Origin of the sequence: Streptomyces sp. cg35 (assembly GCF_050410835.1) — a bacterium.
GTDB lineage: Bacteria > Actinomycetota > Actinomycetes > Streptomycetales > Streptomycetaceae > Streptomyces.
Genome location: NZ_CP191268.1, coordinates 9,018,166 through 9,031,849 on the forward strand (window position 1 = coordinate 9,018,166; position 13,684 = coordinate 9,031,849).

Sequence of the window (13,684 nt, forward strand, 5' to 3'; positions counted from 1 at the left end):
CGCGGGCCCCTTTTAGCTCCGGACGCCGAGGAACAGCCAGCCGAACTCCCAGCCGTGGTCGGTGCACGTTCTCCGCGACCGGGGCGCCGCACCACTGACAGTACGTCAGCGACCATTGTTCGACTCAATAGATTACTTAGCGTGATGTGGTGTGTACTTAAAATTCCTAGGTGTGGCGAAACGCTACGGAAGTCAATCTCTATATACGGGCTCATAGAATCGCGTCAACGCGCTAATGGGAGCCCAACCGGTCCAAGGCCTAGGAACCTCCGGTGTGAACTCCCTGCGCGGCTCCCGCCATTTGGAACCCAGCCCCAATGGAGACGCCATTTTGCAACAGCTTAGCAACACTCGGCCGTCGCCGAGTGGATCTGTACTCCGTGACTTTCGTCGGCTTCGGAACTGGTTCTTCAAAAACGGCCGCACGCTGGCCGAGGAGCTTCTGCGTGGCATTGCCTACAGCGTTGGCTCCGGTGTCGTGAGTCTCTTCATGGTCTGGATCCAGAGCCGTTTTTGAAGCCGGATTCTTCGGATCGGTCGCCTTGTAGTGGGTCGAGTCACACGTTGTCCTCATAGCATCAGGCCCACTCCTGGCCGTCAGCCAAGGTGCACGCGACGGGGTATCCGCTCGAGTCGAAGTGGGCAATGGTGCCGCTGTAGCCCACATGCCCGCAGGTCGGGCAGAGCAGAAGGCCGGTCCATGTCCGTCTGCGCCCCGCGCAGGATAGGCACGTCTCGCTGAGCGGCGTCGGGCCGGTGGTCTGGGCGTGCGAACACCGGCGCCCCAATGGGTGACCACCGGACGTGGTGGCTGGCACGCTGGAGCTACAGCGCCCGGTGGAAGAAAGCCGCTCCCAGACGGAGAACTTGGAAAAGAATCTGGCCGAGCGGGTCCTGATCGAGCAGGCCAAGCGCCTGCTCGCGGCCCAGCACGGCGTTCCTGTCGAGGTGGCCATGGCCTGGCTGCGCCAACAAGTACGGGATGAGCAGTGCACCGTTGTGGAGGTGGTGCGCGGCATCGTGGAGGCTCGGACCGGCACTCGTGGATAACGGGGTGGGAACGCGCGTCGTTAAGGTCCTGGGATGGCTTGAGCCCACGTCGCGCAGGTCTGTGGGGACAGGTCGGGGAACCGTTGCACGCTGAGGCCCTGTCCGGGGAGTGCGGCTCTGCTGACGGCCGGCGGGGCACGGCAGGCCGTCAGCAGAACCATCCGCGCGCTGTTTACGGCGCAGTCGTCAATATCCCTGCAGTGCCCGACCACAGGTCTAGCCGTTGTGCAATGCGATAGCCAGTAAACGAAGTGGCATTCCGGCGCACGGCAACCGGCAACTGCTCTCCGGGGTGCGGCCTGTACGGCACCGCCGGACGTCACTGGAACGCCTCCACGCACCGTCCCGCTGTGTGGTGACGAGACCCGCTTCAGGGCGTCGGGTCATAGCCAAGTCGCCTCTTTGTGGCCGATGACGGAACGGCCCCACCGTCCGGAGTAGGTGGGGGCGCTGGCTCGATACGGTCCGTATTTCAACAGGTGTGAACAGGGCCCTACTGGGGACCAGCCCCTTAGCTGACGCGCCTTACGCCGATGGGCCTTGTCGACTGCGACTCCCGGGGATGCCAGCACACTCCCGCGCGCAGGCGCCCCCGGTTGAGGTGGGCCCGGTCGCGGAACCGGGGAGTACACGCGACCGGGCCTGCGGGGCGGCGACGGGCCGCCAGCGCTCCCGCCGCACCGGCGGACCGCCATAGCTGGGGCGCCACCCCAGCATGGGCACCATCCAGCCATGAAGACAGCTCCGCGAGGGGCCGACCGGCCCTGGCTACGGGCCGGACGGGCATGACGAAAGAGCCCCACCGCCCGGAGGCGCACCTTCGTGACCGCCCAACTAGTAGGACTTTGTTGGGTGGTGTCGTAGGGCTGCCGGGGTGCGGGTTGGTGGCAGGTCGGGCAGTGGCCTGACCAGGTGGCAAGCAGTTGCTGTAGTTGTGCGAGGGCCTGGTAGAGGGTCAGGCCCCGGCCGGGGCTTTTGGGTCGGTGCGCTGTTCGGTCAGGAAGAGGTGGGCCGCGGTCACCAGGGTGACGTTGCGGTGCCAGCCGTCCCAGGACCGGCCCTCGGAGTGGTCGAGTCCGAGCCCGGTCTTCAGCTCGCGGTAGTCGTGCTCGATGCGCCAGCGGGTCTTGGCAAGCCGGACCAGGACACGGGGCGGGAGGTCGGCGGGCAGGTTGGAGAGCCAGTATCTGACCGGCTCGTCCGTGTCCTGGGGCCACTGGGCGATCAGCCAGCGCAGACCGAAGGTGCCGTCGTCGGCGGGTTTGGGGCGGCGACCGGCCGGACGGACCCGCAGGAACACGAACCGGGCCCGCATCCGGCCTCGCGATCCTCGGCGCCAGTCGACGGTGACGGCCTGGCCGTGGCCCGCGGCCCGCACGTGTGCACGCAGGCTGACCGGACGGGTGCGGTAGCGGGGCAGCGGCCGTGGGCCCAGTCCACCGTAGGGCAGGGTGACGGGTTCGATGGCCGCCGGGTAGGCCGTCAGCTCGCCCTTGACCTGCAGCGCGTAGGCCAGCTGCCGTTCTTCGAGCCCGTGGCGGAAGGAAGCGTTGTTGCCGTATCCGGCGTCGGCGGCCACCACTGCGGGCCGCAGACCGAGCCCGGCCAGCTCATCGAGCATGTCGAGTGCCAGCTGCCACTTGGGCCGGTGATGCCGGCGCTGCCGCGCGGCATCAGGCCCGTCCCAGCTCTCAGGCAGCAACAGCCGCCAGGTCAGCGGGCAGGACGCGCGGTCGGTGGCCGCGTGCACGCTCACCGTGACCTGGCAGTTGGCGGTCTTGCCCAGCGGCGGGCAGTACTGCGCGGCCACCGCGGGCGACAGGTCACCGTCCTTGGGAAAGCCGGTGTCATCCACCACCCACACCTCCGGCCGGCCCACCGCCACCGCCCGCCGGGCCAGCCTGTGCTGAACTGCGGCCATGGGCCAGGTCGATGACGTGACGAACTGCTGCAGCCGTTGATGATCGACGCCGAGCCGGCGGGCCATCGGCTGCATCGACTTGCGCCGACCGTCCAGCAGCAGGCCCCGTAAGTACAGGCCGCCCTTGGCCCGCTGATCCGACCGCACCAGCGGCGCGAACACCTCCGCCGCAAAATCCTCCAGCCGGTCACGGCACCCGGCAAGCTCCTCCGGAGTCATACCCCCAGCGAACTACCAGGCCCCGAACCTGACCAGCCACCTAACAAAGTCCTACTAGGACATGTCCGGTCGATCATGTTCGGAGCAGGAGAGCCTGACGGGTTCTCATAGCGAGAAGAGCCACAGGCAGAGCCCTATGAGGCCAGCTCCCACCAGTGCGTTCAGCGCGGCCATCATGGGCCTGGGCTTAAAGCCCTTGTCGAATCTGGCCATGGCGAAGGCGATGACGAAGAAGGGGATCGAAATCACCACAGCTCCCGTCCCCAGGGCGAAGTACAACAACTGCAGCATGCTTCTCCTCTTCAACCAGACGTATCTCGGTTTACGGCGTCCACGTCATCGAAGTGCGCGGAGCGCTGGGGAACGTTCCGCCCCAGGAAGCTCCCTGCACTCGAACGGCGATGATGCCGCGAACGCATGACGTGCGAAAGAGAGGGATGGTTGCCCCGCTAGGGCTTGGCCTGGACGACTACGAAATTCCTGCGTGTCCGCATCGTTGGTGTGGGCATGGGGCGGGGTGCCCTGACGGACGCGGAGTGGGAACGGCTGAAGCCGTTCCTGCCGGTCAGCAACGGTCGTTGCGGCCGGTGGCGGAATCACCGGCAGGTGATCGACGGCATCATGCACCGCGTGCGGACCGGCGTGCAGTGGCGGGATCTGCCCGAGCGGTTCGGCCCGTGGAAGACGGTCTATGAGCGCCATCGGCTGTGGTCTGCCGACGGCACATGGGAACGCTTGCTGCAGCAGGTCCAGGCCGCGGCCGACGCCACTGGTGAAGTCGACTGGGACATCGCGGTGGACTCCACCATCGTGCGGGCCCATCAAGATGCGGCCGGCGCTCGAAGCGATCCACCACCGGGCCTTTGCGTCAAAGGGGACAGCAGAGAGCGAACACCAGGCCGAGCCCCCGTGGCAAAGCCTGCTGGCCCGCCTGGCGGAGGTGGTGCTGCAGATGAAGGCCTTGGCCGCTCGCGCGGCGGGTTCACCAGCAAGCTCCACCTGAGCGCGGACGGCCGCTGCCGCCCGTTGTCCTTGATCGTCACTCCGGGACAACGAGCCGACTGCACCCAGTTCAGGCCGGTTCTGGAGAAGAGTTCCCAGACCTGGCCCGGGCCGGCCGCGCAAGAAGCCGGACAGTCTCGCGGCCGACAAGAGGGGCACATGTGTCCTCAGCCCCCTACGATGCGGTCATGTCATCGTCTGGGATCGCTCCGGAGAGCCGTCGCGGGGGCATGAGGCCGACCTACATGGCGCCTGCACGTGGGGACCGGATCATCAGGGCGCTGTCGTGGTGGTGGGCGTCTGCGCCTGTCCTCCTGTTTGCCCTGTCGATCACGCATGCGTTGGGGTGGCCGGGCGTGCGGCGAGAGATCGGCTGGGCGTTCGTCCTGATGGCCTTGTTCGCTGCCGTGCTGGCGCCGGCCGTGGGATTGGTGGTGGCTCACGTGGGGGACCGGCGAGAGGCACGCGGATGATTCCTGATCATGGCTGTGGTGTCCAGTGTGCCGCTGCTCTTCTTCGCGGTTTTCGGAGTGCTGTTGCCCGAGTGCCCGGATGGAAACCACTGCTAGAGGCTGGTTCGTAGCTGCAGCCGCCGGGCGATGACCTAGTCGTGTCTGGTGTGATCACGATTCCGGAGCCCTCTTGGACTGCCCCGTCGTTCACCGGGCTCGGCCCGCGTCGCTATAGGCGCCCCCGCAGCAGCGCCGTCGGGCCGGACGCAGCATCAGGGACAGGGCCGCTTGATATTGAGACCGACCATTGCATTTCCGTCTGGCGGTCCTGACCGCCGTTCGACACCGATCGCGCCACGAGCACTCCAATCCGGCCTCTGTCGCGGACTATTCCGCTGTCGGCCCCGCTCCCTCCGTTGAAGCATGGTTCGTACGCGCCCAGATAGCGCCCCGTGTTCGACGCTGAGAGAGATGCCTCTGGTCGAGGGCTGGAAAGCTCTCGGTGCGCCTGGCGTTCACCGCGGCTGAGCCGGGCGACGACCGCAGGTCGTGATGTTCCGTGGGGCAGGGTGGGGACATGACCACGTACGAGACGTTGCCGTTCCACCTTGAGACCGAGCGGCTGATCCTGCGGCCGTGGGCCGACTCGGACGCCGCTGAGTTCTGCGCCCTCCTCTCCGAGCGCGGCAAGGGAACTCCCACGGTTGAGCGTGCCCGGACGTCGATCGCGGAGCTGCGCGCCGCGACGATGACTACGGGGATCGCCCTGCTGCCCATCCAGCGTCGCGACGAGGGCGACTTCATCGGCTACTGCGGGCTGATCATCGGCCGCTCCACCCTGGAGGAGCCTGAGATCGCGTATGAGCTGTTCCAGTGCGTGCAGGGACGTGGCTACGCCACCGAGGCGGCCCGCGCGGTGCTCGATGCCGCTGTCACGACTGGCCGCAAGCGGCTCTGGGCGACCGTCGGCTCGTGGAACAACCCGTCGCTCCGGGTCCTCGAGAAACTCGGCTTCGAGCGGGATCACGTCTCTGTCGAAGACAACGGCGAGGTGCTCTGGCTGACCCGCCCGTTGCCGTGACGCGAGAGCATGCTCCCAGAGCTTCATCAGGGCAGGACTAAAGTCCGTTTCTGATCCAGCGGAACCGCTCCTGGATGTCCCCACTTCCGGTGGGGTCGTCGGGGGCACGTAGCACTCGCGGGTCGGGCGTCAGGCGGTCTTGTGGCGGGTGCCGCCCTCGATGTGGGTGGTCTCGCCGGAGACGAATCCCGCGCGCAGGAGCCACATCAGCGTGTCGACGATGTCGCGGTCTTGCCTTGGCGTCCGACGAAGGTTCCGCCCGCGCTCCTGCTCAGCAGGCCAAGACCGCCAGGTCGCCACCAAGCCCCACGCTCTCCTGCGGCAAGCCCACGAGCGGAACAGGCAAGGCGGCCATCGCCAAGATCGCCCGGCACGATAGGGAGAGGTTGGGCTTGCTGCGCTTGGTCTAGGTGCCGTCTCGCCCGGTGTCGCCGCAAGCTACCGAAGGCGACTGCCGGACGCACCTCAGAGGTCGAACGCCGTCCTTTAGCGGTAGCCCTGCTGGCCGCTCGCGTGGGGCTCGCTGCCAGCCGACCCGATGGGCAGTCCGGCCCAGATGGTCTCTCGCCATTGCGCTGGTGGTGGATTCATTTCACCACTCACCACCAAGGCGTGCTGCTTCTGTACCGGCCGCCAGCGAACCCGACCGGGTGCTGCAACCTGCGGATGCCCGACTGGGCGGATACCAGGTCGGCCAACGGGAACGTCCTGCACGCGGACGTCGACGGTGACGGCCGCGCTGGCAAGGGGCACCGCCGCTGTTCACCTCCTGCCGCGCCCTTCCGCTGCCCTTGGGCCCGCTTCGGGCGCCATGGAGGGAGCCGACCGGGACGCCGTCCGCCCCGAGTGGCTGCTCGCCCTCTACCTCGCTCGCCCTTCGCGCTGCACGACCCGGCTCGCGCTCCGCGGGAGGTCGAGGCCGAGCGGCGCGCACTCGCCCGACATGTGCTCAGTCCTGCCACGTACGAGGCCTGGGGCGCAGCACTTGGCGTGCCGGGGGAAGGTCATGCAGTCGCCCTGGGCACCGGCATGGACGGGACATCAGCCCCAAGCCGTTGGCAGGTCGGGCGGACGGGCCCTACTCCGAGAGCGGTTCCACCATCGGTGCGGTGTGGTGCTCAGACTCGACGAACGCCGCCGCTGCGGCTACGCCGAGAACGCCACAGACAGACGCGATGAGAACGGCTGCGGTAGCTACTGCCTTACGCATACGGATTGCCCTTCAGGAGTCCTGAGGTTCATCTACGTACGCAATGCTATGAGCGGTGAATGAGCACCCTTGCCAGCGAAAGCCCCGGCTAGCAGGGCCTTGGTCCCTTCGTTGAGTAGACCGACTCCGGGCCGCGGAGTCCGGGCAGGCTGGTCGCAGTCAAATCGACTTCGCTGAGCAGGCCACGTCGTGGCCGATATCCAAGGAGCGCAGAGCGTCCTGAGTGGCACGCCACGGGGTGCTGTCGACCGTCTGACGCGACCAGCGTCCAAAGCCACGCGAACCCCAGGCTCGGGCAGTCGGGCAGTCGAGGCCGTCATGGCCGGTACCGTGTTCCACGAAGCGGGCCGGGAAGACCGAGAACTCGACCGGACACCGTTCTGGCGGACCGCGCGTACTCGTCACGCGCGATCCGCAGGCATTTCCGCCGACGCGGGATCCGCGCTGTCGTTCCCCAGCCGTCCGACCAGGCCGGTCACTGTCGGCGCCGAGTTGGGTCGAGTGGCCGGCCACTCGCCTTGGACGCCGAAGCGTACAAGCAGCGCAACACGGTCGAGCGATGCATCTGCCGGATCAAGCAGTGGCGGGGTCTGCCCATGCGAACGGACAACTTCGCAATCGCCTACCGGGCAGCGCTGCACTTCGCTGCCACCCTCATCTGGGCCCGGGCGTGCGGAGTGGTGCGAGGGCTGAGGTCAGGGTGACGACCTCGGTGAGCATCTGCTGCAGGGCGCTCTCGTGACGTGCGGCGGGTGCGAAGGACGTGTACTGCTCGAAGTCGCTTTGCAGCGAGAGGTGGACCTGGGTGTGTACGGCCGTCAGCTGGACCGCGCCGGCGATGTGCCGGAGGTGGTCGAGGGCGCGGGCGCCGCTGACGTTGCTGCCGTAGCCGACGAACCCGGCTGCCTTGTTGTTCCATTCGTTGTAGACGAAGTCGATGGCGTTCTTCAGTGCGGCGGGGATCGAGCGGTTGTACTCGGGGGTGACGAAAACGAATCCGTCGAGCGCGTCGATCGTGGCGGCCCAGGTGCGGGTGTGGTCGTGCGCGTAGTCGCCGAGGCGCGGTGTGCGCGGCTCGTCGAACAGGGGCAGGTGATAGTCGGCGATGTCGACGACTTCGAACGTGGCGTCGTCCCGCGCGCCGGCGGTCTTCTCGACCCACTGCGCGATCTGCGGTCCGAGGCGGCCGGGGCGGGTGGTGCCGAGGATGATGCCTATCGTGGGCATGAAGGTCTCCACATGTACGTGAGGGGTTCGGGGCGGGCGAGGCGAGCGGCAGTCGTCAGGATGTGAGGCCGGGGGTGGCCAGCATGTTCTCGATGAGGTCGGCGGCGCGGGGGGTGCCGCCCTCGGCGCGGGCGGCGGCCTGCAACTGCTGGGATCGGGCGCGGCGTTCCGGATCGGACATCAGGTCGTCCAGTGCCGTGCGGAGGGTTTCGGCGGTGGCGTCGGCGGTGTCCACGCGGCGGGCGACGCCGAGTTCCACGAGCTTGTCGGCGTTCATGAACTGCTCGGCTCCCTGCGGGACGGCGATCATGGGGACGCCGGCGAGGAGCCCTTCGCCGCTGCCGCCCATGCCGGCGTGAGTGATGAAGGCATCTGCCTGTCCGAGGATCGCCCGCTGGGGGATCCAGGAGTGCACTTCGACGTTGGGCGGGATGGTGCCGAGTGCCTCGGGGTCGGTGTGTTTGCCGATCTGGAGGACGACGTGCCAGCCCGGCAGGTCGCCGAAGGCGGCGAGGCACTGCCGGTAGAACTCCGGCCTGTGCGTGTAGGCGGAGCCGAGGGAGATCAGCAGTACGTTGTCCGCGTCCGCCGGGCGGGTCCAATCATCCGTGTCCGCCGGGGCGTCGAAGCAGGGGCCGGTGAAGGTCACTGTGTTGGTGTCGACGCGGTCGGCGTGCGGCTGCATCGCTTTCGGGATCAGGGCGAGGGCCCGGGCGGGCGGCCCTGAGAAGGCGTCCACGTCCGTGGTGGTTGCCCCGCAGTCGGCCAGCCACCGCGCGAACCTGCCCCGGTACGCGTCGGCGCCCGGCAACTTCCGCAGTTGCGCCGCGACTTCCTCCTGGTAGCCGTCCCAGCCGACGAACGTCGGGGACAGCTGCACGAGGGGACGGCCCTGGCTTTCGGCGAGGGCGCGTGCGGCGTATGCGCCGATGTCGTAGAGGTACAGGTCGGCCGGATCGTCGTCGTAGGCGGCGTGCAGTTGGGGGAGCGCTTGGACGGCGTCGTCGAGGAAGAGACTCGCCGCGGCGATGGGATCGGCGGGCCAGTTGTTGTTCGCGACGGGCAATGTGGAGGTGCAGGGCACCAGAGCCGCACCGGCGGACTCGATCCGGTCGGCCACGAGCGGATCGTTGGCGTAGGTGACCCGGTGCCCGCGGGCCACCAGTTCACGGATGAGCGCGAGGCTGGGCAGGACATGGCTGAGGATGGGGACACCGACCATCGCGATGTGGGCGCGGCTACGGGACATGGGTGATCACTCGTTTCTGGCGCGGGATGATGGGTGCGGGACGGGTGCGGGCGGTGGGGCGAGACCCGGTGTCAGGGCTGGTCGGTCTGCGCGGCGGCCTGCTCCAGGTCGGTGACGGTCCCCGACATGATCGTCCGTACGTGCCGGGTGATGTGCTGCACGGGCCAGTCCCACCACGCCACGGCGAGGAGCCGGGCGATGTCCGCGGCGTCGTAGCGGGTGCGGATGAGCCGGGCGGGGTTGCCGCCGACGATGCCGTAGTCGGGGACGTCGCCGGTGACCACGGCGCCGGCGGCGATGATCGCGCCGTGCCCGATGCGCACACCGGGCATGACCGTGGCGCCGTGGCCGAACCACACGTCGTTGCCGACGACCGTGTCGCCCCGGCCGGGCAGGCCGGTGATCAGGTCGAAGTGCTCCGCCCAGGAACCGCCCATGGTGGGGAACGGAAAAGTGGAAGGGCCGTCCATGCGGTGGTTGGCTCCGTTCATGATGAACCGGGTGCCCGTGCCCAGCGCGCAGTACTTGCCGATGACAAGCCGCTCGGGACCGTAGTGGTACAGCACGTTGCGCGACTCGAACGCGGTCGGATCGTCCGGATCGTCGTAGTAGGAGAAGTCACCGACCTCGATCAACGGCGACTTCACCAACGGCTTGAGGAGAACCACGCGAGGATGCTCGGGCATCGGGTGGAGCACGGTGGGGTCAGCGGGAACGGGTGGCATCGCGGAGTTGGTTCCTCTCTGGTGAACCTAGGGCGACAGTTGTCGCGTTAAGATGCTGGCACAGCCCTGCCGCCTTGATCAACCGGATACTGATTGCCGATGACAGACCCACTGGACACGACGCCGGACCGCCGTCCGGGCGGCCGCACCGCCCGCATCCGCGCCCAGGTTCTCGATGCGGTGCGAGCCGAACTCGCTGAAGGCGGTCACGAACGACTCACGATGGAGGGCGTCGCGACGCGCGCCGGAGTGCACCGCGCCACGGTCTATCGACGGTGGCGCGATGTCTGCGGCCTGCTCGTCGACGTCATCGACGCCGCCGGCGAGATCGACTGGCAGCCACCGGACACCGGCTCGCTGCGCCGCGATCTGACCGCCCTCAACCAGGAGATCCAGGAATCCCTGGTCCTACAGCCGTCGTTCGCCGTCGCCCTCATGGCCGCCTCGTTCCACTCCGAACAGGCCGCGCGGGCCCAGACGCAGCTGTGGACGGACCGGTACGCGCAGTGCGAGATCCTTGTCGAGCGCGCCATCGAGCGCGGTGAACTCCCCGCACAGCACACGGACGCGCGGAGCCTGCTGATCGCCGCCACGGCGCCGCTCTACCACCAGCTCGTGCTCCTGCGTGCGGATCCGGACCCGCAACTCCCGGAACGGGCCGCCGAGGCGGCGGTCCTGGCGGCTGCCGCGGGTGCCTTCTCCGTCCGTCGGGAAGAGAGCGTGTGACCGAGCTACAGCAGGGCGCAAGTAGTAACCAGTCGGTAGGCGGCTTCCTCTGGATCAAGCCCGTTTGATGTCCCTGGCCAAAAGGATCTCGGATCTGCAGGCGGGCGGCCTATGCTGAGCGCCGTTCGCACTATTGGGGGGAAGCATGGCAAGCAGGTTCACCGAGTTGACCGTTGACTGCCATGATCCGGAGAGGCTCGCGGCCTTCTGGTGCGAGGTCCTGGACTTCAAGGTGATCGACCGGAGCGAGGGCAAGGTCGAGATCGGCTCTTGGGTGCCGACCGTCGAGGAGATCCGGGCCCGCCAGATGCCGCCCACCCTAATGTTCATTCGTGTGCCCGAGGGCAAGACCGTCAAGAACCGGCTGCACCTCGACGTCAGCCCGATCGACGGCAGCACCGAGGACGAGGTGACCCGGCTGCTCGGCCTCGGCGCGACCAGGACGGACGTCGGCCAGGGTCCAGGCCGGAACTGGGTGGTCATGGCTGACCCCGAGGGCAACGAGTTCGACGTCCTGCGCACCTTGGCACCGCAGGACTAGGCGGTGTCTTAGGAGTCGGTGACCCTTCTGGCTGGCCGCCCTGGAAAGTTGCGTGCGGTCAGCCAGGCGATGAGGTCAAGCGCGATCCGGCTGATGTCGTCTTCCGCGTGAACCTTGTGCTCGTGGCGGGCTGAGTCACGGCGAACGATCTCGTATCCGCCCTCTTCCAGAACGGCCACGGACGCGTACCAGGTGGGGGCGTCCGCATCAGGCTCGATGACGATGAACGTGTGTCCGTGCCGTCGAGTGCGCTGATCATTTCGAACAAGGCGTCCTCGGAGGCGCCCTCAATGTGGTCGCCGTTCTCGCTGACCACGCCGTAGCCTCTGGCCCCCATCGGGACGGTCCTCTCCCTGTGCCGGTATCCGATCGGGTCGGCATCGCACGGGGCCGCCTACAGTCACTCGTTGATCGCTGCGTCCTGGACGACCGCCAGGTAACGCACGGCCAGCTTGTCGAACCGTGTGGTCACGGCACGGTTGCGCTTGAGCCGGTCACCCCGCACTCCGCACCCGCATCGGGCGGACACGAGGACGACCCGCGCCGAGCCAGGGCACGCGAATGGCTTTTAGCACGGCGACGAACTGCGGGCTGTCACCACGCTGTCCGGCCGTGATCAGCACCGACAACGGCCGCTGCCTCTGCCCACAGGCCAGGTGAATCTTTGTGGTCCACCCACCACGTGAGCGTCCCAGACCATGGTCGTCAGGCTTGGGACAGCTTCCGCCCGGGCCCGCGCCCGCGAGGGTAGCTCGAACAGGCTCGCCGTCCTGCCCCAAGAGGAGCGAGGTCCGCCGCGAGGTGGCGCGCGGTGTACTCGACCGCGCCGTTCGTGATCCCCTTGACGAGTGATCCCGGCCCGGGGCGCCAGCCGACGACACCGGAGAACAGCACCAGCGACCCGGTGGGTCGCAGTACCGGTGCGAAATGCTTGGCGACCAGCAGCGGGCCGATCACCTTCGCCGCGAACGCGGCGAGCAGTTTGTCGCGGTCCAGTTCGATGGCGCGGACGTCGTGCGGCGCCGAGCCGGTCGTCACGATGTGGTCGACGCCACCCTCCTTCAGGCGCTCCGCCGCGGCCGCGAGTGTTGATTCGTCCTGCAGATCGATCCGTACCGCGGTGGCGCCGATCTCGCGCGCGAGTCCGTCGGCCGCAGCTTCGTTCCGGGCGCCGATGACCACGTCGTACCCGTCCGCCACCGCACGCCTCGCGACGGCCGAGCCGAGCGCCCGTGCGCCGCCAATGACCAGGATCCGCTCCATGCGTCCCACTCCCTCTCATAGGATCGGGCACAACGGTATGGATTTGATACCGGTATCTTCAACGGAACCAGAACTCGGGAGCGGATGTGGGCAAGGCGTACAACGTGATGGCGGCGAGCTGTCCGAGCCGCACAGTGCTGCACCGGATCGGCGCCCGCTGGACGGTGTTCGTCGTCAACGCCCTCGACGACGGGCCGCTCCGCTTCACGGAACTGAAGGGCCACATCCAGGGCATCACCCCCAAAGTCCTGACCGAGACCCTTCGCGCCCTGGAGGCAGACGGCCTGATCAGCCGCCACGAGTACGACGAGAATCCGCCCCGCGTCGAGTACACCCTGACACCGCTGGGCCGCTCCCTGTTCGTCCCGCTCCGCGCCGTGCGGCTCTGGGCCGAGGAGCACGTCCCAGACATCGAAGCGGCCCGCGCCCGCCGGCCGGTTCAGTGACCCGTGCGCCACCGCGCTGCACAGACTCCCGGCCTACGCCGTTCGCGCACCAATAGCCAGTCAGTTTGGAGTGGCTGGAGGAAGCCGTAGTACCTGAGCTGCTGGAACGACTCCCGGTGCACTGCTGATGAGTACGGCGGGCTGGCGGGCCAGAGCAGGGGTTGCGGTGACGAGGCCGTGCATCGAAGCCACCGCGCTCTGTTGGTGTGGAATGACGCTGATATCCGTGGTTCTCGGCAGGTGCAGAGTGCGCAGGAGCCGGGTGGCGGATCGATCGGTGAGTCCATGCGTGATGACGGCGGCGAGCTGATCGGTGTCTGCGGTTGCGTGTTGCATGGCCTGGAGGGCCAGGTCGGTCAGGTGGAATCGGGAGCGCGGACGCTGGGTGGTGCCGCGCACCGGGTGTTGGGGTGTTGGATTGTCACTGCTTCCCCAGGCCAGCCCCCACAGGCCGGGGCTGTGGGATGCGCTCATGAAGACGGCGCCTACGTGGCTGGTGTGTGGCTCTTGTTCTTGCGTTGCGATGTTCGCGATCTTGGTGGCGGGGATCCGTGGGCGTGCTGGGATGTTGT

General features: G+C 67.8%; 12 protein-coding genes and 3 pseudogenes. 7 read left to right on the forward strand and 8 right to left on the reverse strand.

All coding sequences use genetic code 11. From position 1 onward, the window contains the following. Positions 1–807 precede the first annotated feature (807 nt). Positions 808–1,050, forward strand: coding sequence for an ANTAR domain-containing protein (locus ACQUQD_RS41395; protein ID WP_428957394.1), 243 nt, complete (start codon positions 808–810; stop codon positions 1,048–1,050). Between the two features lie 955 nt (positions 1,051–2,005). On the opposite strand, the gene ACQUQD_RS41400 is transcribed toward ACQUQD_RS41395, so the two are convergent. Beyond that, complete coding sequence (locus ACQUQD_RS41400) at positions 2,006–3,190, reverse strand: IS701 family transposase (RefSeq protein WP_428957395.1); 1,185 nt, start codon at positions 3,188–3,190, stop codon at positions 2,006–2,008. Positions 3,191–3,295: 105 nt separating this feature from the next. After that, positions 3,296–3,481, reverse strand: a complete 186-nt coding sequence (locus tag ACQUQD_RS41405) for a hypothetical protein (RefSeq protein ID WP_428957396.1) — start codon at positions 3,479–3,481, stop codon at positions 3,296–3,298. A gap of 216 nt (positions 3,482–3,697) precedes the next feature. On the opposite strand from ACQUQD_RS41405, the pseudogene ACQUQD_RS41410 reads away from it, so the two are divergent. From ACQUQD_RS41410 to ACQUQD_RS41420, 3 genes and pseudogenes are all read left to right on the forward strand, one after another. Next, positions 3,698–4,343 (forward strand): annotated as a pseudogene (locus ACQUQD_RS41410) (IS5 family transposase); the annotation flags it as partial. An 878-nt stretch (positions 4,344–5,221) separates the two neighbouring features. Continuing rightward, positions 5,222–5,725 (forward strand): GNAT family N-acetyltransferase, encoded by a 504-nt coding sequence (locus ACQUQD_RS41415; protein WP_428957397.1) that lies wholly within the window; start codon positions 5,222–5,224, stop codon positions 5,723–5,725. A gap of 1,533 nt (positions 5,726–7,258) precedes the next feature. After that, positions 7,259–7,639: pseudogene (locus ACQUQD_RS41420) on the forward strand (transposase); the annotation flags it as partial. Here ACQUQD_RS41420 and ACQUQD_RS41425 read toward each other — a convergent pair. From ACQUQD_RS41425 to ACQUQD_RS41435, 3 genes are all read right to left on the reverse strand, one after another. Next, a complete protein-coding gene (locus tag ACQUQD_RS41425) occupies positions 7,590–8,162 on the reverse strand; it encodes an NADPH-dependent FMN reductase (protein WP_428957398.1) in 573 nt (190 codons plus the stop codon). The pseudogene ACQUQD_RS41420 and the gene ACQUQD_RS41425 overlap by 50 nt on opposite strands. 55 nt (positions 8,163–8,217) lie before the next feature. After that, positions 8,218–9,411, reverse strand: coding sequence for a macrolide family glycosyltransferase (locus tag ACQUQD_RS41430; protein WP_428957399.1), 1,194 nt, complete (start codon positions 9,409–9,411; stop codon positions 8,218–8,220). Between the two features lie 71 nt (positions 9,412–9,482). Further along, positions 9,483–10,136 (reverse strand): CatB-related O-acetyltransferase, encoded by a 654-nt coding sequence (locus tag ACQUQD_RS41435; RefSeq protein ID WP_428957400.1) that lies wholly within the window; start codon positions 10,134–10,136, stop codon positions 9,483–9,485. A gap of 99 nt (positions 10,137–10,235) precedes the next feature. On the opposite strand from ACQUQD_RS41435, the gene ACQUQD_RS41440 reads away from it, so the two are divergent. Continuing rightward, positions 10,236–10,862, forward strand: a complete 627-nt coding sequence (locus ACQUQD_RS41440) for a TetR/AcrR family transcriptional regulator (protein ID WP_428957401.1) — start codon at positions 10,236–10,238, stop codon at positions 10,860–10,862. A 145-nt stretch (positions 10,863–11,007) separates the two neighbouring features. Then, complete coding sequence (locus ACQUQD_RS41445; RefSeq protein ID WP_428957402.1) at positions 11,008–11,403, forward strand: VOC family protein; 396 nt, start codon at positions 11,008–11,010, stop codon at positions 11,401–11,403. A 518-nt stretch (positions 11,404–11,921) separates the two neighbouring features. Here ACQUQD_RS41445 and ACQUQD_RS41450 read toward each other — a convergent pair. Both ACQUQD_RS41450 and ACQUQD_RS41455 read right to left on the reverse strand, forming a co-directional pair. Then, positions 11,922–12,098: pseudogene (locus ACQUQD_RS41450) on the reverse strand (IS5 family transposase); the annotation flags it as partial. Positions 12,099–12,108: 10 nt separating this feature from the next. Then, positions 12,109–12,666, reverse strand: coding sequence for an SDR family NAD(P)-dependent oxidoreductase (locus ACQUQD_RS41455; protein WP_428957403.1), 558 nt, complete (start codon positions 12,664–12,666; stop codon positions 12,109–12,111). 86 nt (positions 12,667–12,752) lie between these two features. Between ACQUQD_RS41455 and ACQUQD_RS41460 the strand changes: the two genes are divergently transcribed. Then, positions 12,753–13,112 (forward strand): winged helix-turn-helix transcriptional regulator, encoded by a 360-nt coding sequence (locus ACQUQD_RS41460; protein ID WP_428949809.1) that lies wholly within the window; start codon positions 12,753–12,755, stop codon positions 13,110–13,112. A 60-nt stretch (positions 13,113–13,172) separates the two neighbouring features. On the opposite strand, the gene ACQUQD_RS41465 is transcribed toward ACQUQD_RS41460, so the two are convergent. Then, the coding region (locus ACQUQD_RS41465) for a hypothetical protein (protein WP_428957404.1) at positions 13,173–13,684 on the reverse strand (512 nt) is incomplete at its 5' end.

Excerpts from the sequence above, each read along its gene's own strand:
- ACQUQD_RS41445 (WP_428957402.1), top strand. The coding sequence starts at position 11,008 with ATGGCAAGCAGGTTCACCGAGTTGACCGTTGACTGCCATGATCCGGAG.
- ACQUQD_RS41455 (WP_428957403.1), bottom strand. The coding sequence starts at position 12,666 with ATGGAGCGGATCCTGGTCATTGGCGGCGCACGGGCGCTCGGCTCGGCC.
- ACQUQD_RS41425 (WP_428957398.1), bottom strand. The coding sequence starts at position 8,162 with ATGCCCACGATAGGCATCATCCTCGGCACCACCCGCCCCGGCCGCCTC.
- ACQUQD_RS41400 (WP_428957395.1), bottom strand. The coding sequence starts at position 3,190 with ATGACTCCGGAGGAGCTTGCCGGGTGCCGTGACCGGCTGGAGGATTTT.
- ACQUQD_RS41405 (WP_428957396.1), bottom strand. The coding sequence starts at position 3,481 with ATGCTGCAGTTGTTGTACTTCGCCCTGGGGACGGGAGCTGTGGTGATT.
- ACQUQD_RS41430 (WP_428957399.1), bottom strand. The coding sequence starts at position 9,411 with ATGTCCCGTAGCCGCGCCCACATCGCGATGGTCGGTGTCCCCATCCTC.
- ACQUQD_RS41415 (WP_428957397.1), top strand. The coding sequence starts at position 5,222 with ATGACCACGTACGAGACGTTGCCGTTCCACCTTGAGACCGAGCGGCTG.
- ACQUQD_RS41440 (WP_428957401.1), top strand. The coding sequence starts at position 10,236 with ATGACAGACCCACTGGACACGACGCCGGACCGCCGTCCGGGCGGCCGC.
- ACQUQD_RS41435 (WP_428957400.1), bottom strand. The coding sequence starts at position 10,136 with ATGCCACCCGTTCCCGCTGACCCCACCGTGCTCCACCCGATGCCCGAG.